This window comes from Citrobacter amalonaticus Y19, from assembly GCF_000981805.1.
GTDB lineage: Bacteria > Pseudomonadota > Gammaproteobacteria > Enterobacterales > Enterobacteriaceae > Citrobacter_A > Citrobacter_A amalonaticus_C.
Genome location: NZ_CP011132.1, coordinates 1,893,501 through 1,917,795, shown reverse-complemented (window position 1 = coordinate 1,917,795; position 24,295 = coordinate 1,893,501). Strand labels below are relative to the sequence as shown.

24 protein-coding genes and 1 tRNA gene are annotated in these 24,295 nt (G+C 53.7%); 13 read left to right on the top strand and 12 right to left on the bottom strand.

All coding sequences use genetic code 11. The annotated features are described in order from the left end of the window. Nucleotides 1-13: 13 nt before the first annotated feature. Entirely contained in the window at nt 14-643 is a 630-nt protein-coding gene (locus F384_RS08600) for a transcriptional regulator (RefSeq protein ID WP_046481112.1), read from the top strand. 280 nt (nt 644-923) lie between these two features. Further along, a tRNA-OTHER gene (locus F384_RS08595) sits at nt 924-998 on the top strand. Between the two features lie 59 nt (nt 999-1,057). Here F384_RS08595 and blaSED read toward each other — a convergent pair. Next, nucleotides 1,058-1,942, bottom strand: coding sequence for an SED family class A beta-lactamase (blaSED, locus tag F384_RS08590; RefSeq protein WP_046481111.1), 885 nt, complete (start codon nt 1,940-1,942; stop codon nt 1,058-1,060). Between the two features lie 191 nt (nt 1,943-2,133). On the opposite strand from blaSED, the gene F384_RS08585 reads away from it, so the two are divergent. After that, on the top strand, nt 2,134-2,994 hold the full coding sequence (locus F384_RS08585; protein WP_046481110.1) for a LysR family transcriptional regulator: 861 nt from the start codon (nt 2,134-2,136) through the stop codon (nt 2,992-2,994). 29 nt (nt 2,995-3,023) lie between these two features. On the opposite strand, the gene uspF is transcribed toward F384_RS08585, so the two are convergent. Beyond that, the gene (gene uspF, locus F384_RS08580; RefSeq protein ID WP_046481109.1) at nt 3,024-3,452 is read right to left on the bottom strand and encodes a universal stress protein UspF; all 429 of its coding nucleotides are present in this window, start codon (nt 3,450-3,452) and stop codon (nt 3,024-3,026) included. Between the two features lie 168 nt (nt 3,453-3,620). Here uspF and zinT point away from each other — a divergent pair, with 168 nt between their 5' ends. Next, nucleotides 3,621-4,268 carry a metal-binding protein ZinT gene (gene zinT / locus F384_RS08575; protein WP_162200236.1) on the top strand — a complete coding sequence of 216 codons (648 nt, stop codon included), beginning with the start codon at nt 3,621-3,623 and terminating at the stop codon, nt 4,266-4,268. Nucleotides 4,269-4,447: 179 nt separating this feature from the next. On the opposite strand, the gene minE is transcribed toward zinT, so the two are convergent. Genes minE through minC form a run of 3 tightly spaced genes read right to left on the bottom strand, consistent with a single transcriptional unit; the run spans nt 4,448 to nt 6,261 of the window. After that, nucleotides 4,448-4,714, bottom strand: coding sequence for a cell division topological specificity factor MinE (gene minE / locus F384_RS08570; RefSeq protein WP_046481107.1), 267 nt, complete (start codon nt 4,712-4,714; stop codon nt 4,448-4,450). Nucleotides 4,715-4,717: 3 nt separating this feature from the next. Continuing rightward, entirely contained in the window at nt 4,718-5,530 is an 813-nt protein-coding gene (gene minD, locus F384_RS08565) for a septum site-determining protein MinD (RefSeq protein ID WP_042318537.1), read from the bottom strand. Between the two features lie 23 nt (nt 5,531-5,553). Further along, a complete protein-coding gene (gene minC / locus F384_RS08560; protein WP_046481106.1) occupies nt 5,554-6,261 on the bottom strand; it encodes a septum site-determining protein MinC in 708 nt (235 codons plus the stop codon). A gap of 126 nt (nt 6,262-6,387) precedes the next feature. Between minC and F384_RS08555 the strand changes: the two genes are divergently transcribed. From F384_RS08555 to F384_RS08545, 3 genes are all read left to right on the top strand, one after another. Continuing rightward, a complete protein-coding gene (locus F384_RS08555; RefSeq protein WP_046481105.1) occupies nt 6,388-6,681 on the top strand; it encodes a YcgL domain-containing protein in 294 nt (97 codons plus the stop codon). A gap of 68 nt (nt 6,682-6,749) precedes the next feature. Beyond that, nucleotides 6,750-7,409, top strand: coding sequence for a fumarylacetoacetate hydrolase family protein (locus tag F384_RS08550; RefSeq protein ID WP_046481104.1), 660 nt, complete (start codon nt 6,750-6,752; stop codon nt 7,407-7,409). A 92-nt stretch (nt 7,410-7,501) separates the two neighbouring features. Then, nucleotides 7,502-7,948 carry a YcgN family cysteine cluster protein gene (locus F384_RS08545; RefSeq protein ID WP_046497955.1) on the top strand — a complete coding sequence of 149 codons (447 nt, stop codon included), beginning with the start codon at nt 7,502-7,504 and terminating at the stop codon, nt 7,946-7,948. Between the two features lie 76 nt (nt 7,949-8,024). On the opposite strand, the gene dsbB is transcribed toward F384_RS08545, so the two are convergent. Then, nucleotides 8,025-8,555, bottom strand: coding sequence for a disulfide bond formation protein DsbB (gene dsbB / locus F384_RS08540; protein ID WP_046481103.1), 531 nt, complete (start codon nt 8,553-8,555; stop codon nt 8,025-8,027). Between the two features lie 144 nt (nt 8,556-8,699). Further along, nucleotides 8,700-10,241: a Na(+)/H(+) antiporter NhaB gene (gene nhaB, locus F384_RS08535; RefSeq protein ID WP_046481102.1), complete on the bottom strand. Its 1,542-nt coding sequence runs from the start codon at nt 10,239-10,241 to the stop codon at nt 8,700-8,702. A 222-nt stretch (nt 10,242-10,463) separates the two neighbouring features. On the opposite strand from nhaB, the gene fadR reads away from it, so the two are divergent. Beyond that, nucleotides 10,464-11,183, top strand: a complete 720-nt coding sequence (gene fadR, locus F384_RS08530; protein WP_046481101.1) for a fatty acid metabolism transcriptional regulator FadR — start codon at nt 10,464-10,466, stop codon at nt 11,181-11,183. Between the two features lie 34 nt (nt 11,184-11,217). Here the strand turns inward: fadR and F384_RS08525 are convergent, their stop codons facing one another. Further along, nucleotides 11,218-12,750, bottom strand: coding sequence for a SpoVR family protein (locus F384_RS08525; RefSeq protein WP_046481100.1), 1,533 nt, complete (start codon nt 12,748-12,750; stop codon nt 11,218-11,220). A gap of 328 nt (nt 12,751-13,078) precedes the next feature. On the opposite strand from F384_RS08525, the gene F384_RS08520 reads away from it, so the two are divergent. Then, nucleotides 13,079-14,377 (top strand): D-amino acid dehydrogenase, encoded by a 1,299-nt coding sequence (locus F384_RS08520; RefSeq protein WP_046481099.1) that lies wholly within the window; start codon nt 13,079-13,081, stop codon nt 14,375-14,377. Between the two features lie 12 nt (nt 14,378-14,389). Further along, nucleotides 14,390-15,460: a catabolic alanine racemase DadX gene (gene dadX, locus F384_RS08515; protein ID WP_046481098.1), complete on the top strand. Its 1,071-nt coding sequence runs from the start codon at nt 14,390-14,392 to the stop codon at nt 15,458-15,460. 100 nt (nt 15,461-15,560) lie between these two features. Here the strand turns inward: dadX and F384_RS08510 are convergent, their stop codons facing one another. Together F384_RS08510 and ldcA are read right to left on the bottom strand one after the other, a co-directional pair. Beyond that, nucleotides 15,561-17,297, bottom strand: coding sequence for a potassium/proton antiporter (locus tag F384_RS08510; RefSeq protein ID WP_046481097.1), 1,737 nt, complete (start codon nt 17,295-17,297; stop codon nt 15,561-15,563). 97 nt (nt 17,298-17,394) lie between these two features. Beyond that, nucleotides 17,395-18,309 (bottom strand): muramoyltetrapeptide carboxypeptidase, encoded by a 915-nt coding sequence (ldcA, locus tag F384_RS08505; protein ID WP_046481096.1) that lies wholly within the window; start codon nt 18,307-18,309, stop codon nt 17,395-17,397. 138 nt (nt 18,310-18,447) lie between these two features. Between ldcA and emtA the strand changes: the two genes are divergently transcribed. Beyond that, the gene (gene emtA, locus F384_RS08500) at nt 18,448-19,059 is read left to right on the top strand and encodes a membrane-bound lytic murein transglycosylase EmtA (protein ID WP_046481095.1); all 612 of its coding nucleotides are present in this window, start codon (nt 18,448-18,450) and stop codon (nt 19,057-19,059) included. Here emtA and ycgR read toward each other — a convergent pair whose 3' ends face one another. Beyond that, nucleotides 19,060-19,794 (bottom strand): flagellar brake protein YcgR, encoded by a 735-nt coding sequence (gene ycgR, locus F384_RS08495; RefSeq protein WP_046481094.1) that lies wholly within the window; start codon nt 19,792-19,794, stop codon nt 19,060-19,062. Nucleotides 19,795-19,997: 203 nt separating this feature from the next. Between ycgR and F384_RS08490 the strand changes: the two genes are divergently transcribed. Beyond that, nucleotides 19,998-20,252 carry a GlsB/YeaQ/YmgE family stress response membrane protein gene (locus tag F384_RS08490; RefSeq protein ID WP_046481093.1) on the top strand — a complete coding sequence of 85 codons (255 nt, stop codon included), beginning with the start codon at nt 19,998-20,000 and terminating at the stop codon, nt 20,250-20,252. Between the two features lie 119 nt (nt 20,253-20,371). After that, complete coding sequence (locus F384_RS08485; protein WP_046481092.1) at nt 20,372-22,483, top strand: TonB-dependent siderophore receptor; 2,112 nt, start codon at nt 20,372-20,374, stop codon at nt 22,481-22,483. A 53-nt stretch (nt 22,484-22,536) separates the two neighbouring features. On the opposite strand, the gene F384_RS08480 is transcribed toward F384_RS08485, so the two are convergent. Further along, on the bottom strand, nt 22,537-24,243 hold the full coding sequence (locus F384_RS08480; protein WP_046481091.1) for an alpha,alpha-trehalase: 1,707 nt from the start codon (nt 24,241-24,243) through the stop codon (nt 22,537-22,539). Nucleotides 24,244-24,295: the final 52 nt, after the last annotated feature.

Here is a 24,295-nt window from a genome sequence, read left to right as displayed (position 1 = left end):
GCAGGAGAACGGCATGCCAAAAAACGACGAGAATTCACTTCTCAGCCAGCTTGACACTATCGCGAAGGGATTAAGCGAAACGTTTGCTCCCTTTTGCGAAGTGGTTGTTCATGATCTCAAGGATCCTGAGCATGCGATTATGTCGATACATAATAATTTATCCGGACGTGAGGCTGGGCAACCGGCCACGGAACTCGGGCTGGCAAGGATTGCGTCTGCGGATTTTCCTGAAATTATTGCCAACTACGGTAATCAGTTTGCCGATGGCCGTCCGGTAAAAAGTACGTCTATTGGCATTAAGGATGAAGAGGGCAAATACGTCGCCGCACTATGCCTTAATGTCGATATGACGCTTTTCCGGGGGATGCAGAGCGCGCTGGCGCGTTTTACTGAAACAGAGTGTTCTCCGGTGCGTGAACATCTTGACCCCGGAAGTACTGAAGTGATTCGCCAGCGAATCGATGATTTTGCCGCGAAACGCGCCACCACGGCGCGCGCGCTTAAAACCGAAGACAGAAAGATTCTGATTCAACAGTTACGAAAAGAAGGATTGTTGAATGTACGTAAATCCATGGACACGGTGGCGCAGCATTTAGGGGTATCACGGGCGACGGCCTACCTCTATGCGCGCCAGCCCGGGTGAATCCGGGCCGGTGTGCTATACGCCGGGGGGTAATAAGCCCATGTCCCTGAATAGCTGAGCTCTCTACAGATTTGGGTTGTCTCAGTCCGCTGGAAAAAGAAGTCACGTTATTGCGCAATATATCATCGTTGACACATTGCTTTGTCTGAATAACGAGCAAACGGACGGGAATAATAATAGAAAATCGTCCATAGCTATTGCAGGGGTAATTTGAGTTATGTATTATCCCGCCCGGTTCTGATAATGAGTAGATTCTCAATCAGAAATAAAGACCGGCAGACCGCCATTAGCTCATCTGGAAGAGCGAACGACTTTTGTTGTAGGGAACGGGGTTCGAGGCCTCGATGGCGGCCCAAATTTGAAGGCCCAGACATTTGTCTGGGCCTTTTTGCTTTCTTCGCTTACTGGCCTGGCTCAAAGCCCTTGCGTCACAATCTTTGCGGCGGCGGCCAGAACATCTTTACGTCCTTTGGCATCCTGTTGTGGCTGTGTAAAGTAGGTGACGAGGATCAGCGGCGCACGACCTTCGGGCCAGATAACCGCGATATCATTGGTCGTGCCATAATCACCGCCTCCGGTTTTATCGCCAACCACCCAGTTTTCAGGCAGTCCGGCACGAATGCTCTGGCCGCCGGTTGTATTGCCTTTCAACCATGCAACCAGTTGTGCACGTTGTGTATCTGCCAGCGCATCGCCCAGCGTCAGCTTGTGCAGGCTTTTCGCCATCGCCAGTGGCGTTGTGGTATCGCGTTCATCACCCGGAATGGCGGTGTTCAGTTCGGGTTCTGTCCGGTCCAGGCGAAACGTGGTGTCGCCAATCGAACGGGCAAAAGCCGTGACGTTGCCGGTGCCACCCAGATGCTCAAGCAGTTTATTCATCGCCGTGTTATCGCTGTATTGCAGAGCGGCAGCACTTAGCTCCGCTAATGTCATCTCTTTATCGACATATTTTTCCGTCACCGGATTCCAGTTCGTCAGATCGGCTTTTTTGATGGCCATTTTCTGCTGCAAAATATCATGTTGAGTTTCGCTTTGTTTTAATACCGCGGCAGCGACCATCGCCTTACTGGTGCTGCACATGGCAAAGCGCTCGTCGCCGCGATATAGGATTTGCGACCGATCGGCGGTATTAATCAGCGCAACGCCCAGTCGACCACCCGATTGTTTTTCTAATGCTGCAAGTTTCTGTTGGATCTGCGTGGTTGTCGCTTGCTCACGGGCTGAAAGCGGCGAGCTGCCGACAAAGAAAGCGAGCAGGCCAGCGATAAGTAGCGTCTGATGGAATCGTATTTTTAACATACATAACGTCCTTGATAATCAGTGAATGGATCAATAAGCGCTTTCATTTTTTCCACTCAAACAGACAAAAGAAGAAAGAGAATTAAAGGCGCAAGATATCTCTGCGGTGCCAGGACTATCCGCTATCAGTGCTTGCTTAACAAGCGAGAAGAATTTACCCTGGGATAAAGAAAATCTTATGAGTTTTTATTATGCGTTCTCATCTTCCCCTCAATGCGCTACGCGCCTTTGAGGCGTCGGCTCGCCATTTGAGTTTTACACGAGCGGCACTGGAACTCTGCGTCACGCAGGCCGCCGTCAGCCAGCAGGTGCGTATTCTGGAAGATCGCCTGAACAGAGTGCTTTTTAAACGCCTGCCCAGAGGGCTGGAAATGACGGATGAGGCGCAGGCGCTGTTTGCCGTCCTGACCGACGCCTTTGGCCAAATTGACACCATTTTCCGTAAGTTTGAGGGCGGGGAGTATCGTGAGGTGCTCACGGTCGCCGCGGTTGGTACTTTTGCCGTTGGCTGGTTACTGCCGCGCATTGAACAATTCCGGCAGGCGCATCCCTTCGTTGAGTTACGCCTGCGCACAAATAACAACGTCGTGAATCTGGCGGCGGAAGGGCTGGATTTTGCCATCCGCTTTGGTAGCGGTCAGTGGCCCGCTACCCATAACGAAATGCTGTGCGAGGCGCCGCTGACCGTCCTGTGCACGCCAGAAACCGCGCAACGGCTTAGCCAGCCCGCCGATCTTCTGCAAGAGGATCTTCTGCGTTCATACCGGGCAGATGAGTGGGATAACTGGTTTGCGGCGGCAGGTGTGACGGCTGAACGGATCAATGGCGCTGTTTTTGACTCCTCACGCCTGATGATTGAAACGGTCATCCATACCGGCGGTGCGGCACTGGTTCCGGCAATGATGTTCGCCAGAGAACTGGCAGCCGGACAACTCGTTCGTCCCTTTGAAATTGAGATCAGCATGGGCGGTTACTGGCTTACCCATCTGAAGTCGAAACCGATGACGCCCGCGATGGAAATCTTCCGCGACTGGATCGTGAAAATGACATAAACGGGAGCCAGCAGACTCCCGTTTACGACTCAGCGTACCACCAGCACAGGACAGTGTGCGTGGCGTACCACGGCGGCAGCGGTAGAACCCAGCAGGTACGTTGAGATACCGGGCTGGTGTGAGGCGATGATCACCAGGTCAGCACTGACGGCATCCGCCAGTTTCAGAATCTGATCCTTCGGGGGACCGTATACCACATGCTTTTGAACACGGCCTTCAGGGATATCGAATTGTTTCACAATCTCGTCGAGTTTCTGTGATGCCTTCGTCTGCAGTCCATTTTTATCCGGGAGTTCGCCAGAGTAAGCGAGCCCCAGGGAAGCATAAAAGGGGACTGAGGGAATGACTGCCAGAAAATGGACTTTCGCCGTTTTGGCGTGAATTTTGACCTGAGGGATAAGTTGCCGGGTGAGATCGGCTTCTGAGATATCAATGGGCACCAGAACAGAACGATACATAGTCATTACCTCCTGTTTTTTGTCTCCGGTTTTAGTATATCGAATCTGCTTTTTGCATAAAAAGTGACCAGATCAAGTTTCCATCATTTACGCTCCGCAGTGTTGAATAAATTGTATTGTTATAATATAACATTTCATCTTGTTCACTTGATTGAGGGTACGACGTTGGTGATTCATTGGAAAAAATTATCCGTTTCTCTGGGAATGCTGTGGTTTAGCAGTTATGCCTTTGCCCACGGCGATCACGCGCATGGCGTGCCGTTGACAGAAATGGAACAGAAGGCGGCGCAAGGCGAATTTGTGGATAGCAATGTCAGGGACAGGGCGCTTACCGACTGGGAGGGCATGTGGCAATCCGTTTATCCTTATCTGGTCAGTGGCGAACTGGATCCGGTTTTTAAGCAGAAGGCGGAAAAGGATAAGGGCAAAACGGCGGAAGAGGTGAAAGCCTATTACCGTAAAGGGTATGCGACGGAAGTCGATACCATTGGTATCGAAAATGGCGTGATGGAGTTTCATACCGGCAAGCAGGTTGCCTCCTGTCAGTATGATTATGCCGGATACAAGATCCTGACCTATACATCAGGTAAAAAAGGGGTGCGCTATCTGTTTGAATGCAAAGAGGCAAACAGCAAAGCACCAAAGTTTGTGCAGTTCAGCGATCATATTATTGCGCCGCGCACGTCGAACCATTTCCACCTTTTTATGGGCAATACCTCACAGCAGGCGCTACTGGAAGAGATGGACAACTGGCCAACCTATTACCCTTATCAACTCAAGGCGCAGGCCGTGGTGGATGAAATGCTGCACCACTAAGTTCCGGTTCAGCCGCTGTTTGTCTGCTATGCAATAGCGAAAATAGCCGAACCGGTATCGCTCGCGGAGAAGTGAATTTCGTATTTCACGCATCATCACTGCCGCGACAGAGGAATCACTAATAATAAAAAAGGCAGATTGCTCTGCCTTTTTTTTCAGGAATTATCTCAATAAAGCTCTTATTTCGACTCTTCAGTTTCCGGCAGAGTGACGTTAAGTTCGAGAATGGAAATATCGCCGTCTTTCTGTTCAAGCTGAACGGTGACCATTTCCGGATCAATTTGTACATACTTACAAATGACCTCAAGAATATCTTTACGTAACTGCGGTAAATAATGCGGCTCGGCGTCACTACGACGACGCTCGGCGACAATAATCTGCAATCGCTCTTTCGCGATGTTCGCTGTACTCTTTTTCCGCGAGAGAAAAAAATCCAGTAATGCCATAACTTATCCTCCGAACAGGCGTTTGAGGAAACCTTTCTTCTCTTCGTCAATGAAGCGGAAAGGACGTTCTTCTCCCAACAGGCGGTCTACCGTATCGGCATACGCTTTACCTGCGTCTGCATTGATGTCCAGAATAACCGGCTCGCCCTGGTTAGAGGCGCGCAGAACAGACTGATCTTCCGGGATAACGCCGACGAGTTTGATGCGCAGGATCTCCAGCACATCTTCCATACTGAGCATGTCGCCCCGGTTGACACGGCCCGGGTTGTAGCGCGTCAACAGCAGATGTTCTTTAATCGGATCTTCACCGTTCTCGGCGCGGCGAGATTTAGACGCCAGAATACCCAGAATGCGATCGGAGTCGCGCACCGAGGAGACTTCCGGGTTCGTGGTGATGATCGCTTCGTCGGCGAAATAGAGCGCCATCAGCGCACCGGTTTCGATCCCCGCAGGGGAGTCGCAGACGATAAAATCGAAATCCATCGCTTTCAGATCGTCGAGGACTTTTGCTACGCCTTCACGCGTTAGCGCGTCTTTATCGCGAGTCTGAGAGGCCGGAAGAATGAAGAGATTTTCAGTACGCTTGTCCTTGATGAGCGCCTGATTGAGCGACGCATCGCCCTGAATGACGTTGACGAAATCATAAACAACCCGACGCTCACACCCCATGATTAAATCGAGGTTACGCAGGCCGATATCAAAATCAATAACGACAGTTTTCTTTCCCTTCTGGGCCAAACCAGTAGCGATGGCCGCGCTGGAGGTGGTTTTGCCAACGCCCCCTTTACCCGAAGTAACTACAATAATGCGTGCCATAGAAATTCCTTGTTAAAAAGGGATCAATTCAACGGTTGAACTGTCAAAGCGTTATCTGCCAACTGCAGACGTGCCGCTTTGCCATAAAATTCTGCTGGGATTTTATCACTCAGCCAGTAAACACCTGCGATAGACACCAGTTCTGCCGTCAGATGGGTACAGAAAATTTGCGCTTCCCGGTCGCCACTTGCTCCTGCCAACGCGCGGCCTCTCATCATGCCATAGACATGGATATTGCCATCGGCGATCAGCTCTGCGCCAGCACTGACGTGGCTTGTAACAATCAGATCACATTGTGGTGCATAAATGCGTTGACCGGAACGAACCGGTATATCAATAAATCGCGTTTTTGTGACGGGAGTAACGTTTTGCACTACAGCGGCGGGAGCAACGGGTTCTGCCGGCGCGGAACGCGCCACTTTCTCTTTACCTTCAGTGAGTAAAGGAAGGCCCATTTGGTCGATTTCGGCTTTCAACCGGGCATCTTTGCAACCGCTGACGCCAACAATACGCAACCCCGTCGACGCCACGACCTTCTGCAACTGCGGCCAGTTCACCGGCGTGTCAAGATTACTGACATTCACCACTACAGGCGCGTGTTTTAAAAAAGCAGGAGCCTGCGCGATTTTGTCTTCTAACGCCTGACGAATAACCTCGGGTTCTGCTTCATGTAAATGAACCACTGATAAGGTGAAGCTACTGCCTTTAAGTTCGATGGGCGTGTTTGACATCCTGGCCTTACTCAATTTGCTATTTATCATCCCCGATGTGGAGTGATATTCCGAAGTCCAGAAGGCATGTTATAGTCACTATTATATTGAGGCAAGTCGCCATCCGTTTAATTCAGAGTAAAATGTATGTTTTGTGTGATCTACAGAAGTGCTAAGCGTGACCAGACCTATTTGTATGTCGAAAAAAAAGACGATTTTTCACGCGTGCCTGAAGAACTGATGAAAGGATTTGGTCAGCCGCAGCTGGCAATGATATTGCCGCTGGACGGGAGTAAAAAGTTAGTCAACGCCTCGCTGGATAAAGTAAAACAAGCCTTAATGGAGCAGGGATATTATTTACAACTGCCTCCGCCGCCTGAAGATTTATTGAAGCAACATCGTTTCAACGCCACACAAAACAATCCAGAAACCGATAAATAAACGGTACCCGGCGTCATGCCTGTCGGTACCATTCCTGAAGTCAACGATGACAAATTAGGGGAAAATGAATGTATCAACATCATAACTGGCAGGGTGCGCTGCTTGACTACCCGGTAAGTAAAGTAGTGTGCGTGGGCAGCAACTACGCCAATCACATCAAAGAAATGGGTAGCGTCATGCCGGATGAGCCGGTGCTGTTTATCAAGCCGGAAACCGCCCTGTGCGATTTGCGCCAGCCGCTGGTCATTCCGACAGATATGGGCTCGGTGCACCATGAGGTCGAGCTGGCGGTATTAATCGGCGCGACGCTGCGTCAGGCGACTGAAGAGCATGTCCGTAAGGCGATCGCCGGATATGGCGTGGCGCTCGACCTGACGTTACGTGACATTCAGGGCAAGATGAAGAAGGCCGGACAGCCTTGGGAGAAGGCAAAAGGATTCGATAACTCGTGCCCGCTGTCCGGGTTTATTCCGGCCGCGGAATTTAACGGCGATCCGCAGGCGACGCCGCTGGGCCTGACCGTCAATGGCGAGGTTCGCCAGCAGGGCTCGACGGCGGATATGATCCACAAAATCGTCCCCTTAATCGCCTATATGAGCAAATTCTTTACCCTCAAAGCCGGCGACGTCGTGCTGACTGGCACCCCGGAAGGCGTCGGACCGCTCGCCAGTGGCGATGAGCTGGTGGTCAATTTTAACGGCCATTCCCTGACGACCCGCGTCCTGTAACACCTGTTTGCCGCCTTTTTGGGCGGCAAAACTTGCATCAGCGTGCCAGACTGGTTATAAGGTGCAGCTTTATAGCAATGGCGGATACCCTGATGAGCGATTTACCTTTCTGGCAACGTAAAACCCTGGATGAAATGACCGATGCCGAATGGGAGTCGTTATGCGATGGCTGCGGTCAGTGCTGCCTGCATAAGCTGATGGACGAGGATACCGACGAGATTTATTTCACCAACGTCGCCTGTCGCCAGCTCAATATTAAAACCTGCCAGTGTCGCAACTATGAACGCCGGTTCGAGTACGAGCCTGACTGCATCAAGTTAACCCGTGATAACCTGCCGACCTTTGAATGGTTGCCGATGACGTGTGCCTATCGTCTGCTGGCGGAAGGAAAAGGGCTGCCGGCGTGGCATCCGCTGCTGACGGGGTCGAAAGCGGCAATGCACGGCGAGCGAATTTCGGTACGCCACATTGCGGTAAGAGAGTCAGAAGTACATGACTGGCAGGACCATATCCTGAACAAACCGTCATGGGCGGATTGACTCGCCCGCTCTGATTTCAGGGTTTCGGTAATGTGTTTAAGGCAAAAAAAACGCTCCCGGCTGGGAGCGTCTGAGATTAGCGACCGAACAGATCGCGTCTTTTCGGTTTAAGCGGCTGGACAAGCAGGACCAGAACCGCGACGAGCAGATAGGCCGCAAAAATGCCCAGTAACCATTGCGGCATTTCCAACGATAAAAATTCCCACTGGCGCTCAGCGCAATCCCCCGAGGCAACAAACACCTGCGGCACCCATTTATCCAGCGGCAACCAGCTGGGGAAGCGAGCCATGAAATCACAGGTCATGAACGGAGAAGGGTGCAACTGGATCATGGTGTGTTCCCAGGTCAGTTGCACACCGCGCCAGGCACTGTAGATCCAGATAATCAACGCCACGTAACGCAGCGGTGTTTTAGGTGCAATCGCACCGACCAGTCCGGCCCCCATGATGCCAAACAGCGCACAGCGCTCATAGATGCACAGCACACACGGCTTAAGCAGCATAACATGCTGGAACCACAGCGCGACCAGTTCAAGCGCCAGGGCAGTAAAAGCCATTAATAACCAAGCGCCCCGACCCCGTGAGCACTGGTTTAAATATCGCAACATAATAATTTCCCTGCAACATGCGTAGACACGGCAGTGTAAACCAATTCGATCACAGCGCCACCAGGAGAAACTTAAATATTGTGTAATCGGATAAATATCATGCAAAAAGGCAAACCGGGCAGTGAAATGCCCGGTAAGTTGTTATTAAAGTGTAGCTAACCAGCCGGTTTGCGTCATCCACTCGGTGAGCGGCGTCAGGGTAAACTCAACGCACAGCAGACCGACCAGCGTCAGTACGATGGTATACGGCAACGCCATCCAGACCATCCGGCCATAGGAGAGGCGAATCAGCGGTGCCAGCGCGGAAGTGAGCAGGAACAGAAACGCTGCCTGACCGTTTGGCGTCGCTACGGAAGGCAGGTTAGTCCCGGTGTTGATCGCTACGGCCAACAGTTCGTACTGTGACAGAGAGATAGCGCCGCTTTCCATGGCCGCTTTGGCTTCGTTAATGTAAATCGTACCAACGAAGACATTATCCGAGATCGACGAGAGTAAGCCGTTGAAGAGATAGAACAGCGTCAACTGCGCGTGCTCCGAGGCCTGCAACACAAACTGGATAATCGGTGAGAAGAGTTGCTGGTCGATGATCACCGCCACAATAGAGAAAAAGACCGTCAGCAGCGCGGTGAACGGCAGGGATTCGGTGAACGCCTTACCAATCGCATGCTCATCGGTCACGCCGGTCAGCGAGGTGGCAAAGATAATGACGGACAGACCAATCAGTCCCACTTCCGCCAGATGCAGCGCCAGGGCAATAACCAGCCAGACGCCGATAATGGCCTGAACGATCAGCTTTAATCTGTCCTGACGGTTGCGCTGCTGATGGCTTTGATCGTCAAACTGTTGCAATACGTCACGCACTTTTTCCGGCAGCGTTTCGCCATAGCCAAACCAGCGCAACTTCTCAACCAGTACGCAGGTGAGCAGGCCGCAAATCAGTACCGGAACGGTGACCGGCGACATCCGCAGGAAGAAGTCGCCAAAATGCCAGCCAGCGGCTTTGGCGATGATCAGGTTCTGTGGTTCTCCCACCATCGTCATCACGCCGCCCAGCGCGGTGCCCACTCCGGCATGCATCATCAGGCTACGAAGGAAACCCCGAAACTGTTCGAGTACCGTTTTGTAGTGTTGATCGATATGGCTGTCATCAAGAATGTCATGATCGTCAGCACGGGAAGAGGCCACGCGGTGATAGATCCCATAGAATCCGACAGCGACGCTTATCACCACGGCCACCACGGTCAGCGCATCAAGGAAGGCGGAAAGGAAAGCCGCCGCCACACAAAACGCCAGTGACAGTAGCGTTTTGGAGCGAATGCTCAGCAGCAGACGGGTAAAAATAAACAGCAGTAGCTGCTTCATAAAATAGATGCCTGCGACCATGAACATCAGCAGCAGCAAGACTTCCAGATTGTTTGCCACCTCTTCACGAACATGCGCGGCGCTGGTCATCCCTATCATAACCGCTTCAATTGCCAGCAAACCGCCCGGCAGCAGCGGGTAACACTTCAGGGCCATCGCCAGCGTGAAGATAAATTCCGCCACCAGCAACCAGCCCGCAACAAAGGGATTGATGATGAAAATCAGTGGATTAACTATCAGGAAGGTCAGTAGTGCGAGCTTGTACCAGTCTGGTGACTGGCCTAAGAAGTTGCGCCAGAACGCGCGGCCCCATGAGAGTTCCATTGTGGTTTCCCTTACCTTATTTATTGAAATGATGTTTTTATGGTTAGCCACAAAGAGTAACGGTCAGCCTGAATGCAGGCAAGCCTTTAACCCCCAACAGCCCGTGTTATCAAGAAAATGAAGCCTTGATCCACTTTTTCTTCATTGAGTCTGCTATCGGGCGTGTACCCCGTCTGGTATGATGAGTGTAACTATGTTTTGCTGTGTAATGGAAATCTCACTATGGTCATTAAGGCGCAGAGCCCGGCGGGTTTCGCGGAAGAGTACATCATTGAAAGTATCTGGAACAACCGCTTCCCCCCTGGCACTATCTTGCCTGCAGAACGAGAACTCTCCGAACTCATCGGGGTGACTCGTACCACTTTACGTGAAGTGCTGCAGCGTCTGGCGCGAGACGGTTGGTTGACCATTCAGCATGGCAAACCGACGAAGGTGAATAATTTCTGGGAAACCTCCGGACTGAATATTCTTGAAACGCTGGCGCGTCTCGATCACGAAAGCGTTCCGCAGTTGATCGATAATCTGCTGTCGGTGCGGACCAACATCTCCACCATCTTCATTCGTACTGCGTTTCGTCAGCATCCTGACAAAGCGCAGGAAGTGCTGGCGACGGCGAAGGAAGTGGCCGATCACGCCGATGCGTTTGCCGATCTCGATTACAACATTTTCCGCGGTCTGGCGTTTGCCTCCGGCAACCCGATTTATGGCCTGATCCTGAACGGAATGAAAGGGCTGTATACTCGCATTGGCCGTCACTACTTCTCCAATCCGGAAGCCCGCAGCCTGGCGCTCGGTTTCTATCATAGGTTGTCGCAACTGTGCTTACAGGGCGCGCACGATCAGGTGTACGAAACGGTGCGTCGTTACGGTCATGACAGCGGCGAGATCTGGCACCGGATGCAGAAAAACCTGCCAGGCGATTTAGCCATTCAGGGCCGCTAAAAACGAACCCCCTCATGATGAGGGGGTTTTTGTTTTACAGGCTGTTCATTCTGGGCGGACAACGCTCCAGCAGTTCCACGCTTCCGTCCTCGTTTTGCTGCTCCAGCATCACATCAAATCCCCACAGCCGATGCACATGCTTGAGCACCTCTTTGCGTCCTTTATCCAGCGGCGCACGATTATGCGGGATATAGCGCAGTGTAAGGGAGCGATCGCCCCGCAGATCCACGTTCCAGACCTGAATATTCGGCTCCACGTTGCTCAGATTATATTGCGACGAGAGGCGGTTACGAATTTCGCGGTAGCCTTCTTCGTTATGAATGGCAGAGATCTCCAGGTAGTTATGCCGGTCGTCATCCAGCACCGTAAAGAGGCGGAAATCGCGCATCACCTTCGGTGACAGGAACTGGCTGATGAAACTCTCATCTTTGAAGTCCCGCATGGCAAAATGCAGCGTGTCCAGCCAGTCGGAGCCCGCGATATCAGGGAACCAGTACTTATCTTCTTCCGTCGGCGACTGACAGATACGCTTGATGTCCTGGAACATGGCGAACCCCAGCGCGTAAGGGTTTATGCCGCTGTACCACGGGCTGTTATAAGGCGGCTGGAATACCACGTTGGTGTGGCTGTGTAAAAACTCCAGCATAAAACGTTCGGTGACTTTCCCCTCGTCATACAGGTGGTTCAGAATGGTGTAATGCCAGAAAGTGGCCCAGCCTTCGTTCATCACCTGGGTCTGTTTCTGCGGATAAAAATACTGGCTGACTTTGCGTACAATGCGCAGGATCTCACGCTGCCATGACTCCAGCAGCGGGGCATTTTTTTCCATAAAATAGAGCAGGTTCTCTTGCGGCTCGGAAGGATAGCGCCGCGCTTCGGCGACCGTCTTCTCTTCCTCTTTCTTCGGCAGGGTACGCCACAGCATATTCACCTGGCTTTGCAGATACTCTTCGCGACTCTGCTGGCGGGCCTTCTCCTCCTGAAGGGAGATTTTCTGCGGGCGTTTATAGCGGTCAACGCCGTAATTCATCAGCGCGTGGCAGGAGTCGAGCAATCGCTCAACCTCGTCTACGCCGTACCGCTCTTCGCACTGGGTAATGTAATTACGCGCGAAGATCAGGTAATCAACAATGGAACTGGCGTCGGTCCAGCTGCGAAACAGATAATTATTTTTGAAGAAGGAGTTATGTCCATAGCAGGCGTGCGCCATCACCAGCGCCTGCATGGTGATGGTGTTTTCCTCCATCAGATAGGCAATACACGGGTTGGAGTTAATCACAATCTCATAGGCCAGCCCCTGCTGACCGTGTTTATACAGCCGTTCAGTCTCGATGAATTTTTTGCCAAACGACCAGTGAGGATAGTTAATGGGCATCCCGACGCTGGAGTATGCATCCATCATCTGCTCGGAGGTGATGACCTCAATCTGGTGCGGGTAGGTATCCAGTCTGTAGAGTTTCGCCACCCGGTCTATCTCTGCCAGATAAACATCCAGCAGATCAAACGTCCAGTCGGGTCCATCGCTCAACCGTGTGGTGTCCTTGTTCATGGAATCAATCGTAGCCATTCGCGCACCCTCATTGTTGGCGGCACTCTCTGTGTGGAGCACCTCATTTCAAGCATAGAACACCCTGTTAAAAACCGTGTCAGTGGAGAAATATTTTCTTTGCGATTTCCGCTGGTCTACCCGCCGGATTTTGCGGCCATGACAACATTTTATGCTGGATAAAAATAACCCACAGCAGGAGATCCCAAAGCAATGAGTTCACTGTTCCTCCTGCTATATGTGAGATATGTCACCATAAAAAAGCCATATGTTGAATAATATTTTCATCTGGGTTATCAAGATGTAATTAGATGATTGTTCTTTTACTGTTACTGTTAACGGAGTGGCTATGCGAGTTGTCATACTGGGAAGTGGCGTCGTTGGCGTGACCAGCGCCTGGTATCTGAGTCAGGCTGGACATGATGTCACCGTCATCGATCGCGAACCCGGCCCGGCGCTGGAAACCAGCGCGGCGAATGCGGGGCAGATCTCTCCGGGCTATGCTGCGCCCTGGGCTGCGCCGGGTGTACCGCTAAAGGCGATCAAATGGATGTTCCAGCGTCATGCGCCGCTGGCGGTGCGTCTGGACGGCACACCGTTCCAGTTGAAATGGATGTGGCAGATGCTGCGTAATTGCGATACCAGCCACTACATGGAAAACAAAGGACGGATGGTGCGTCTGGCGGAATACAGCCGTGACTGCCTGAAAGCGCTGCGTGAATCGACCGGTATCCAGTATGAAGGACGGCAGGGCGGCACGCTGCAACTGTTCCGCACCGCACAGCAGTATGAGAACGCCACGCGCGACATCGCCGTGCTGGAAGACGCTGGCGTGCCGTATCAGTTGCTGGAAGCCAGTCGACTGGCGGAAGTCGAACCGGCGCTGGCTGAAGTGGCGCACAAACTGACCGGCGGCTTACGTTTGCCGAATGACGAAACCGGCGACTGCCAGCTCTTTACCCAGCGTCTGGCGCAGATGGCCGAACAGGCGGGGGTTAAATTCCGCTTCAATACGCCAGTGGATAAACTGCTTTGCGAAGGCGAGCAGATTTACGGCGTGAAATGTGGTGATGAGATCGTTAAAGCCGATGCGTACGTCATGGCGATGGGCTCTTACTCCACGGCGATGCTGAAAGGGATTGTCGATATTCCGGTCTATCCGCTGAAAGGCTATTCGCTGACGATTCCGGTGGCGGAAGAGGATGGCGCGCCGGTTTCGACTATTCTTGATGAAACCTACAAAATCGCCATTACCCGTTTTGACCAGCGTATCCGCGTGGGCGGTATGGCAGAAATTGTCGGCTTCAATACCGAATTACTCCAGCCGCGTCGGGAAACGCTTGAGATGGTGGTTCGCGATCTCTACCCGCGCGGGGGACATATTGAACAGGCGACATTCTGGACCGGACTGCGTCCGATGACGCCAGACGGTACGCCGGTCGTGGGGCGTACCCGCTTCAAAAATCTGTTGCTGAATACCGGACACGGTACGCTGGGATGGACGATGGCCTGTGGTTCAGGGCAGTTGCTGAGCGACATCCTGTCGGGTCGCACGCCTGCCATTCCGTATGACGATCTGAGCGTGGCGCGCTACCACGCGGGCTTTACGCCTTCACGTCCCCAACATCTGCACGGCGCACACAACTAAGAAGGACGCGAGATGACCCGCCCTATACTGGCCAGTCTTGACTTGCAGGCAATGAAACAAAACCTGAGCATTGTGCGTCAGGCTGCACCGGACGCCCGCGTCTGGTCGGTGGTGAAAGCGAATGCGTATGGTCACGGCATTGAACGGATCTGGAATGCGCTGGGCAACACCGACGGTTTTGCCCTCCTTAATCTGGAGGAGGCGGTAACCCTGCGTGAACGCGGCTGGAAAGGGCCAATTCTCATGCTGGAAGGGTTTTTCCATGCGGACGATTTGGCGCTGTACGACACCTGGCGTTTGACCACCTGCGTTCACAGCAACTGGCAGCTTAAAGCGATTCAGAATGCGAAGCTGAAGGCGCCGCTGGATGTCTACGTGAAGGTTAACAGCGGCATGAACCGTCTGGGCTTCCTGCCGGAACGGCTGCAAACGGTGTGGCAGCAGCTGCGTGCCATGTCGAACGTCGGCGAAATGACGCTGATGTCGCACTTCGCCGACGCTGAACACCCTGACGGGATCCGCAATGCGATGGAACGCATCGCGCTGGCCACAGAAGGGTTGGAATGCCGCCGGTCACTGTCAAATTCAGCCGCCACGCTGTGGCATCCTGATGCGCATTTTGACTGGGTGCGACCGGGCATTATTCTTTATGGCGCTTCGCCGTCAGGCCAGTGGCGCGATATCGCCAATACCGGGCTGAAGCCAGTGATGACGCTCAGCAGCGAAATCATCGGCGTGCAAACGCTGAAAGCGGGGGATCGCGTCGGTTATGGCGGGCGCTATACCGCCAGAGGCGAACAGCGTATCGGCATCGTGGCGGCAGGCTACGCGGACGGTTATCCCCGTCATGCGCCAGGCGGCACGCCGGTGCTGGTGGACGGCGTGCGGACCACTACCGTGGGAACGGTGTCGATGGATATGCTGGCGGTGGATTTGACGCCATGCCCGCAGGCAGGCATCGGGACGCCGGTGGAACTGTGGGGCAAGGAGATCAAAATTGACGACGTGGCGAAATCAGCAGGAACCGTGGGCTATGAGTTGATGTGTTCGCTGGCGTTGCGTGTTCCGGTTGTGACGGTGTAACTTTCTTTTATGTTGCCGGATGGCGGCGCGATGCGGCTTATCCGGCTTACAGCGGAGTCATCAGTAGGCCGGATAAGCGCAGCGCCATCCGGCATGATCACTACTCTTCGTCTTCATCCCCGGCAACGCGAACCCCGACTTTACGAACCTGATTGTCCTCTTTTTCTGCGACCGTCCAGACCATCCCGGCGAAGATGACCTGGTCCCCGACAACCGGGGCGGCTCCCAGCAGTTGCTGAACAATTTCGCCCAGCGTTTGCTGCTTATCGCGGTACTCCGTTCCGTCATCCAGACCATAAATCAGCGCCACATCGGCATACTTGGCGCTGGCTTCCAGAATAAAGTCGCCGAAGAAGCGCTGATCCAGCGCCACCGGCGGTGACTGACTGAACAGTTTGCCCAGCGCCGGGAGATCGCGTTCACGGCCAATGACGCACAGCACGTCGCCTTCACGCAGACGGGTGCTGCCAGTGGGATGAAACAGCACATTGTCGCGAAACAGCGCCGCAATGCGTGTTTCCTGGGGCATATGCAGATCGCGCAGCGCCGCGCCAACACACCATTTATCGGCGCTGAGTTGATAGACAAACTGCTCCCACGGATTGTCCGGGTGAATATCCAGCCCTACGCGTGAGACCGGCCAGCCGACCGGTGGCACCACTACTTTCGCCTTTTTCGCCGCCCAAGAGAGGGAGGTGCCCTGAAAAACCAGTGACACCAGCACCACGAAGAAGGCGACATTGAAGAACAGACGGGCATTTTCCAGACCCGCCATCATCGGAAAGACAGCGAGGATGATGGGCACCGCACCGCGCAGACCCACCCAGCTAATAAACACGCGTTCACGCAGATTAAAGCCGCGAAACGGCAGCAGTCCGACAAAGACGGAAAGCGGACGGGCGACGAAAATCATCCCGGCGGACAGGATTAGCGCCGGAATGGCAATCGGCAGCAGGTCGGAAGGATTCACCAGCAGTCCGAGCACCAGGAACATGCCGATCTGCGCCAGCCAGGCCAGCCCGTCGAAGTTTTGCAGAATGCCAAAACGGTTGCGAATCGGGCGATTGCCCAGCAAAAAGCCGCACAGATAGACCGCCAGAATCCCGCTGCCTTCCAGCGCCGTGGTCAGCGCAAACACCAGAATCCCGCCGCTCAGGGCTAACAGTGGGTAGAGTCCGGCGGGCAGGGAGATACGATTAATCATCTGCTGTAGCAGATAGCCGCCGCCCAGTCCAAGCAGGATGCCCAGACCAAACTGCTGAATAATGTGGACGGCGAACATCCAGCTTAAGCCGGTTTCGTGCTGCTGAATCATCTCGATAAGCGTAATGGTCAGGAACACCGCCATCGGGTCATTACTGCCGGATTCAATTTCCAGCGTCGCGCCGACACGTTCGTTCAGCCCTTTACCGCCAAGCAGGGAAAAGACCGCCGCCGCATCCGTTGAGCCGACAATGGCGCCAATCAGCAACCCCTGGATCAGGTCGAGATTAAACAGCCAGGCGGCGATCATACCGGTTAAACCGGAGGTGATCAGCACGCCAACGGTCGCCAGAGAGAGCGCCGGACCGAGCGCAACGCGAAACGAGCTGGCCTGCGTGCGCATCCCACCATCAAGCAGAATAATCGCCAACGCCAGGTTACTGACCATATAGGCAAAGGGATAGTTATCGAACGGGATACCGCCGACGCCATCAACACCGGCCAGCATGCCAATCGCCAGAAAGATAACCAGAATCGGAATGCCAAGGCGTGATGAAAATGAACTGAGTAAGATACTACTGGTAACGAGGACAGACCCCAAAATGAAAAGACTGATTATTGCCGCGGCGTCCAACGTTCGGTTACTCCTCAATTAGCCATTTTTTTCTGCATTGACATTATCATATTAACGGCTGCAACCGGGCGTTACTTAGCCCCGACAGCCGTTTTTTTTATGATTTCAGAAAGGGATGACCCGAGATCGTAAGTTGCGTGCCACTTTGACTGTTTTGCAATACGGCATGTGCGCCTATCGCCAGCGTCACGGTGCGCGGCTCATGACCAAAATCGAGCCCGGTAATCAGCGGAACAGAGAGGCGTTCACGTAAAAACGCATACACCGTGTTGAGATCGTAACCGGTATCATACTCATTCGGGGCGCTGCCGCTAAAACTGCCCAGCACAATGGCGCTCTGGCGGTTTAAAATACCCGCGTCAAACAGTTGCAGCAGCATGCGCTCGACGCGAAAAGGGTGCTCATTAATGTCTTCCAGTACCAGAATACCGTTTTCAATTTTTGGCATCCACGGGGTGCCGATAAGCGAAATCAGCATCGCCAGATTGCCGCCCCACAGCGTTCCTTCCGTGTGACAGTCCGGACCGTCGCCTTGCCATTCCACCGTGTACTGCGCGTGACGCAATGCTCGCCAGAAATGGGTTTGCGTAAAGGTATTCAGCTCCGGCGCGCCAACGTTCGCCGCCAGCATCGGACCGCTGAAGGTAATGACATTGCCCAGCGCCAGCAAACCACACTGGATCGCCGTAAAGTCACTGTGACCGCAAATGAGCAACGGATCGTGCTGTTGCCGGGCGGCAAGGGCCTGCCAGTCGATGTGCGCCAGCAGTCGACTCGCGCCATAGCCGCCGCGCACCGGCATAACGATGGTATCCGGCGCGGTGAGATGCACAAGACCATTCACGTCCGCCAGACGCTCCGATTCCGTACCCGCAAAGCGTTGATGGCGACGACTGACCACCGCCGTATTGTCGACCTGATGCCCGGCCTCCTTAAGGCGCTGGATACCAAGCAAAGCCGCGTGTTGATTAATGCAGTAGCCCGAGGGGGCAATTAAGTGAAACCGGGACATGGCAATTCCTTGCTACAACAGAAACCAAATGTATATCATGCCGCCTATAGTAGAACGTTTTGCCGGAGGCTGCCTTGCTAATCCGGTTTATAACGGTGGTTTTAGTAACGAAGCGTTCCGGCGATAAGGACAGAAGACGTGAAATTGAGATGGTTTGCTTTTTTGATTGTGTTGCTTGCGGGTTGTAGTTCAAAACAGGATTACAAAAATCCCCCGTGGAATGCGGAAGTGCCGGTGAAACGCGCCATGCAATGGATGCCAATCAGCGAAAAAGCCGGGGCGGCGTGGGGCGTTAGCCCACAATTGATTACGGCGATCATTGCGATTGAGTCAGGCGGGAATCCCAATGCGGTCAGCAAATCGAATGCGATAGGGCTGATGCAACTGAAAGCGTCAACCTCCGGGCGCGATGTCTATCGTCGGATGGGCTGGAGCGGCGAGCCTTCGACCAGTGAACTGAAAAATCCGGAGCGCAATATCTCAATGGGCGCCGCCTACCTGAGTATTCTGGAGACGGGCCCACTTGCCGGCATTGAAGATCCGCAGGTGATGCAGTATGCGCTGGTGGTCTCCTATGCCAACGGCGCAGGCGCGCTACTGCGTACGTTCTCCTCTGACCGGAAAAAAGCGATTAGCAAAATCAACGATCTCAGTGCCGATGAGTTCGTTGAGCACGTCGCGGATAACCATCCTGCGCCCCAGGCCCCGCGCTACATCTATAAATTGCAGCGCGCGCTGGATGCGATGTAATCAGTCGCGCACTTTATTCGATTTCTCCCGTGCCTCGCGCTCAAGGGAAAAGATAATCCGCTGAAGTTCCCGCTCCACCGCCGGGCCGACGTTAAGAAAACGAAAGCTCAGGCGGGGAGTGGAAATCGTCTCATTTTTCCCGTCAATCACTTTGCGCTCGGTTACGGAGATCAGTTGTGCATCAAAGTGAAACATGCCCCATTCCCCCATATCTAACGCAATCTGCGAAAAACGCATTCCTTCCGTGAGTCCTGACGGCTTCGGGCCTTCCAGCAGCGCGCCCATTCCGCCGAGGGAAAGATCGTACAGACGAAAACGTAGGGTGCTGTTATCTGGCATCTGCGCGGTACAGTCATAGGGGGGATGGAGCGGCGCGCAGATGCGAAAGTATTCCCGTCGTTGGACAAACCACAGCGCCGGAGGAAGCGGGGTGATAAAGGCCGGAAGTTGCTGATACTCACCACTGTGCAACTGCTCAAGGGTAAACTCAACCTTCGCGCCCTGGGTTTCAGCGATGAAGGTAATATTGCGCGCCTTCTGTACGGCGAGGTTTTCGTTTTGCTGACTGCCAAAGTCCATCACCAGTCTTTCGGCCGAGACGTCAAGGATCTTGCTGATGAATTGCCCGCCGCGCCAGGAGACGCGCAAAGGCACCTGATTGCTGTTTAAGTCGCGAAGAACGCCCAATACCGCCAACGGATTTTGCTTCAGAAACTGCTCATTATAATGACTCACGCGGAATGACCCCTGAATGCCTGACAGTCTATCGAACGGTTATCGGCAAGGCGCAGGAGAACTTAATACAAACGCGTGATTTTTTTTACCAAAGACAAATAATTCAGTCCTTCGGAAACAGCGAGGATCAAGGGGTTGCCTATACTTAACGGACAAGCGCAAGAATCTGTTGCGTGTGGTTTCCCTGAAAAGAGGGTCTGAACATGGGAATTATTGCCTGGATTGTATTTGGTTTGATTGCCGGTGTTATCGCCAAATTGCTAATGCCGGGACGTGACGGCGGCGGATTCATCCTGACCTGTATTCTCGGCATAGTGGGTGCCGTCGTGGGCGGATGGCTGGCGACCATGTTTGGTATTGGCGGCACCATCAGTGGCTTTAACCTTCACAGCTTCCTGGTCGCCGTGGTCGGCGCCATTGTGGTGCTGGGGGTATTTCGACTCCTGCGCCGCGATTAATAACACGGCTCCTGCGGGAGCCGTGTTTTCATCTGTATTCCCCTTCAATTCCTCTCTTGATTTACCCATTGAAATGAGAATAATTAGCATTCCAATTCAAACTGATAATTATTCTCACTATGACAATTTCTTCCTTCCGACGTTGCGCGCTTTCTGGCTGTATCTCACTGGCTCTGGCCTCGCCCTCTTATGCGGCAGATTCCAACGAATCCACCATCGTGGTATCAGCAACGGGACAGGAGAGCCTGCTGCCTGCCTGGACCAACAGCGCCACCAAATCTGCCGTCCCGGAAAGTAAAACGCCGCAGGTGATTAATACCATTGATAATCACGAGATAGCCTTACGTCATGCAAATTCTGTCAACGAGATCCTTCGCTATGCGCCGGGGGTGTCGACGGAAGTGCGCGGCAATACGTCCTATATGAGCGAGTACAAGATTCGCGGTTTCTCCGTCGATCAGGAGTACTACAACGGCTTGCAGTTGCCGTACAACGTCACCGGTAATACCAAAGCGCGTATCGACCCACTGCTGGTGGAGAGCGTGGATATCCTGAAAGGGCCCGCATCCGTGCTGTATGGCAACGGTTCGCCGGGAGGGCTGGTGAATATTCAGGGCAAAAAACCGCAGGCTGAGCAAAAAACGGAGATCGGCTTTAATACCGGTACGCGTAATCTGAAAGAGGGCTATCTGGACTCCACCGGTAAAATCAGCGACAGCGACTGGAATTACCGTCTGCTGGGTAAGGCGACGGAGGGGGATGACCAACCGCACACCACGCGTTATGAAGACTATCTGCTGGCACCTTCCGTCACCTGGCAACCGGACAACAAAACGCGCCTGACGCTGGATGCACTGGTACAAAATACACCGTCGTTGTCACCATCGAACCCGCTACCGATTGCTTACTTGCGCTCGGGGTACGCCGACAGTCGTGATTATGCCGGAGATGAGTGGAGTGGCTTTAAACAGCGTCAGTGGATGGTGGGTTATCATTTCGAGCATGAATTTGACACTGGTTGGGGATTCAGTCAGCAGGCGCGCTATTTTGATGTCGATACACACCAGCGCAGCGTCTATTCAACCGGTAATGGTACGAACCCGGTATGGATGCTTGACCGCTTTGCCTATACCACTGATGAAGATCTGAAGAGTTTCAACATCGACAACCAGGTGACAAAAACGCTCGCGCTGGGTGACTGGCAGCACCATTTGCTGGCCGGTTTTGACTATCAGAAACTCGACAGCCATTACTTCTACCGCTACGCCAGTACCACGCCGGGAATTGACATGCGCGACCCGGATTTCCATCAGGTGCATACCGCCGATCTGGGGCTGTACACTGCGCAGAAAAACCGCCTTTCTTATCAGCAAAATGGCTACTATCTGCAGGATCAGGTCGAGTTTGGTGGCTTAAATCTGCTGGCCAGTCTTCGCTATGACGATTACCGTTCTACGACTACTGATGCGATGCAAAACGACGAGAAAACCTGGATCGCACAGGACCGGGTGACCAAACGGTTTGGCGCGCTCTATGCCTTTGAAAACGGTATTTCACCGTTTATCAGCTATTCCGAAGGCTTCAAACCGATTTCACCGCAGGGCACGCTGACGGCGAAAGACGTGAAGCCGACGACCAGCAAACAGCTGGAAGGCGGGGTGAAATACCTGCTGGCCGATTACGCGACAACGCTGACCGCGTCGGTGTTTAACATTCGCCAGAAGAATGTCCTTTCCGCCACGCCGACCTGGGATTATCGACAGACCGGGGAGATCGAATCGAAAGGGGCTGAACTTTCGGTGATCAGTCGGCCAGGTGACAACGTCACGTTAATCGCCAATTACGCTTACACCCATGCGATCAATACCGAAGATGAAACCTACGAAGGCAAGCGTCCGACGCAGGTGCCGGAGAATGCGTTTAATCTGTGGGGCGATTACACCTTTGATGCGACCGCTCTGCGCGGGCTAACAATGGGCGCAGGGGAGCGCTATTCCGGGCCGATGGAGATTTCGCCGGATAACAAGGGCGGTAAACTGGGGGGCACGACACAGTACGATCTCGCCGTGTCGTATCGTTTAGGCGAGGCGCTGCCTTCGTTGAGCGGGGTGACGTTAAAAGCCAGCGCGCAGAACATCACCAACAAAGAAACGTTCAGTTGCTACGACAGCACCAACTGCTGGATTGGCCGTGATCGCACGGTTCAGGTCGGGGCAAGCTACCGTTTCTGATTGTGTGAAGCGAAAACCGGCCTGGCATCCCCAGGCCGGTCAGGCATTGCGTATTATGGCGTTGCCTGTTTTTGTGGTTGCTCAGCGGATGCCGGGCTGGCGACCGGGCGTTTTTCCGGCACGCTATCGCACGGTTTTTCCTTCGGACAGATCAGGTCGAGCATCTTCAGCGTGACGCCGTTGCTCCAGCCAAAACCATCCTGCAACGGATATTCTCCGCCGCCACCGCCGGTTCCGGTGCTGCTGACGTCATATTTTTCCACCAGCTTTTGCTCGCGATCGTACGTGTGCTGCACGTTGGTCAGAAAACGCCAGCTCACCTCCATCGCCACGTCATTCTGCCCGTAGTTCTGTAAGCCTTCGGTGGCGACCCACTGAAGCGGGGCCCAGCCGTTTGGCGCATCCCACTGCTGTCCGCTTTTCACCGAGGTGGTGGCAAGTCCGCCCGGTTGCAGCAGATGCGCGCGGGTGGCCGTCGCCATTTTGCTGGCGCGGTCTTTCGAGGCGGCATTGACATACAGCGGGAACAGGGCGGCGGCGGTCAACTGATTACGCACCCGCTTGCTCTTCAGATCGTAATCCGCGTACCAGCCCTCTTTATCATTCCACAGGTAATGTTCAATGGCTTTCTGTCGGGCATTCGCCAGCGTTTCGTACTGACTGGCTTTGGCCTCATCGCCCGCGGCTTTGCTGGCGCGCGCGAGAATTTTTTCCATTTTGAACAGCAGGGCGTTGAGATCGACCGGAACGATGCTGGTGGTTCGCAGCGAGCCAAGCTGCTGCGGATTATCCATCCAGCGTGAACTGAAATCCCAGCCGGACGCTGCCGCTGCGCGCAAATCGCGATAAATGTCGGTCGCCGGGCGGTTTGGATTGCTTTTCGCCGTGGCAATATCTTCGACCCAGGATTCCGGTCGCGGTGTATCCCGCTCATCCCAGTAACGGTTGAGAAGGGTGCCATCATCCAGCTTTACGACCCGCTTGTTCTGTTGACCTGCCTGCAGTGTTTCGACGCCTTCCATCCAGTAGGTGTACTCTTTTTGCATCTGCGGCAGGTATTTTTTCAGCGCATCGTCGCCGTCATGCTGTGCCAGCAGTTCGACCATCAGCGAAAAGAAGGGCGGCTGGGAGCGGCTCAGGTAGTAGGTGCGGTTGCCATTGGGAATATGGCCGAAGGTATCAATTTCCCAGGCGAAGTTTGCCACCATGTCGGCAATCTTGTCCCAGTGTTCGCTTTCGGCAAGTCCCAGCATGGTGAAGTAACTGTCCCAGTAATAAACTTCCCGGAAGCGTCCGCCGGGCACCACGTAAGGCTCAGGCAGCGGCAGCAGTGAATCCCATTTTTCCACGTTTTCGGTGGAGCGGGTTAACACCGGCCACAGCCCGTTGATATGTTCTCGCAGTGACTGCCCTTTCGGCGGAACATATTTTTCCCCCTCTTTCGGCAGCGTAAAGTTGACGCTCACGAAGTGGCGCAAATCGAAACTGGACTGATTCTTTTGCATCCGGTAATCCGCGAGGATCATCAGCGGATCGCTGTTAGGCACGGCATCGGCAAAGGTTTTCTGATCGGGAAACAGCCTGGCATTCTGCACATCGTTAAACAGAGGACCGAGCAGAACATCTGGCGGTTGCGGCGGGGAGACCGGCATCTCTTCGGCGTTAACCGACAGCGAAGAGAAGGTAAGAAGCGTGCCGGAAACCGCTAATCTTATGACCAACGACAGCGAAGCAGACGTGCGAAAAGCAGGGGTATGCATTGATTCATCTCCTTAGTGCGTACCGAATAACGGTATCTACCATGAGAAAATC

Excerpts from the sequence above, each read along its gene's own strand:
- F384_RS08600 (WP_046481112.1), top strand. The coding sequence starts at position 14 with ATGCCAAAAAACGACGAGAATTCACTTCTCAGCCAGCTTGACACTATC.
- blaSED (WP_046481111.1), bottom strand. The coding sequence starts at position 1,942 with ATGTTAAAAATACGATTCCATCAGACGCTACTTATCGCTGGCCTGCTC.
- F384_RS08585 (WP_046481110.1), top strand. The coding sequence starts at position 2,134 with ATGCGTTCTCATCTTCCCCTCAATGCGCTACGCGCCTTTGAGGCGTCG.
- uspF (WP_046481109.1), bottom strand. The coding sequence starts at position 3,452 with ATGTATCGTTCTGTTCTGGTGCCCATTGATATCTCAGAAGCCGATCTC.
- minE (WP_046481107.1), bottom strand. The coding sequence starts at position 4,714 with ATGGCATTACTGGATTTTTTTCTCTCGCGGAAAAAGAGTACAGCGAAC.
- minD (WP_042318537.1), bottom strand. The coding sequence starts at position 5,530 with ATGGCACGCATTATTGTAGTTACTTCGGGTAAAGGGGGCGTTGGCAAA.
- minC (WP_046481106.1), bottom strand. The coding sequence starts at position 6,261 with ATGTCAAACACGCCCATCGAACTTAAAGGCAGTAGCTTCACCTTATCA.
- F384_RS08555 (WP_046481105.1), top strand. The coding sequence starts at position 6,388 with ATGTTTTGTGTGATCTACAGAAGTGCTAAGCGTGACCAGACCTATTTG.
- F384_RS08550 (WP_046481104.1), top strand. The coding sequence starts at position 6,750 with ATGTATCAACATCATAACTGGCAGGGTGCGCTGCTTGACTACCCGGTA.
- F384_RS08545 (WP_046497955.1), top strand. The coding sequence starts at position 7,502 with ATGAGCGATTTACCTTTCTGGCAACGTAAAACCCTGGATGAAATGACC.
- dsbB (WP_046481103.1), bottom strand. The coding sequence starts at position 8,555 with ATGTTGCGATATTTAAACCAGTGCTCACGGGGTCGGGGCGCTTGGTTA.
- nhaB (WP_046481102.1), bottom strand. The coding sequence starts at position 10,241 with ATGGAACTCTCATGGGGCCGCGCGTTCTGGCGCAACTTCTTAGGCCAG.
- fadR (WP_046481101.1), top strand. The coding sequence starts at position 10,464 with ATGGTCATTAAGGCGCAGAGCCCGGCGGGTTTCGCGGAAGAGTACATC.
- F384_RS08525 (WP_046481100.1), bottom strand. The coding sequence starts at position 12,750 with ATGGCTACGATTGATTCCATGAACAAGGACACCACACGGTTGAGCGAT.
- F384_RS08520 (WP_046481099.1), top strand. The coding sequence starts at position 13,079 with ATGCGAGTTGTCATACTGGGAAGTGGCGTCGTTGGCGTGACCAGCGCC.
- dadX (WP_046481098.1), top strand. The coding sequence starts at position 14,390 with ATGACCCGCCCTATACTGGCCAGTCTTGACTTGCAGGCAATGAAACAA.
- ldcA (WP_046481096.1), bottom strand. The coding sequence starts at position 18,309 with ATGTCCCGGTTTCACTTAATTGCCCCCTCGGGCTACTGCATTAATCAA.
- F384_RS08490 (WP_046481093.1), top strand. The coding sequence starts at position 19,998 with ATGGGAATTATTGCCTGGATTGTATTTGGTTTGATTGCCGGTGTTATC.
- F384_RS08485 (WP_046481092.1), top strand. The coding sequence starts at position 20,372 with ATGACAATTTCTTCCTTCCGACGTTGCGCGCTTTCTGGCTGTATCTCA.
- F384_RS08480 (WP_046481091.1), bottom strand. The coding sequence starts at position 24,243 with ATGCATACCCCTGCTTTTCGCACGTCTGCTTCGCTGTCGTTGGTCATA.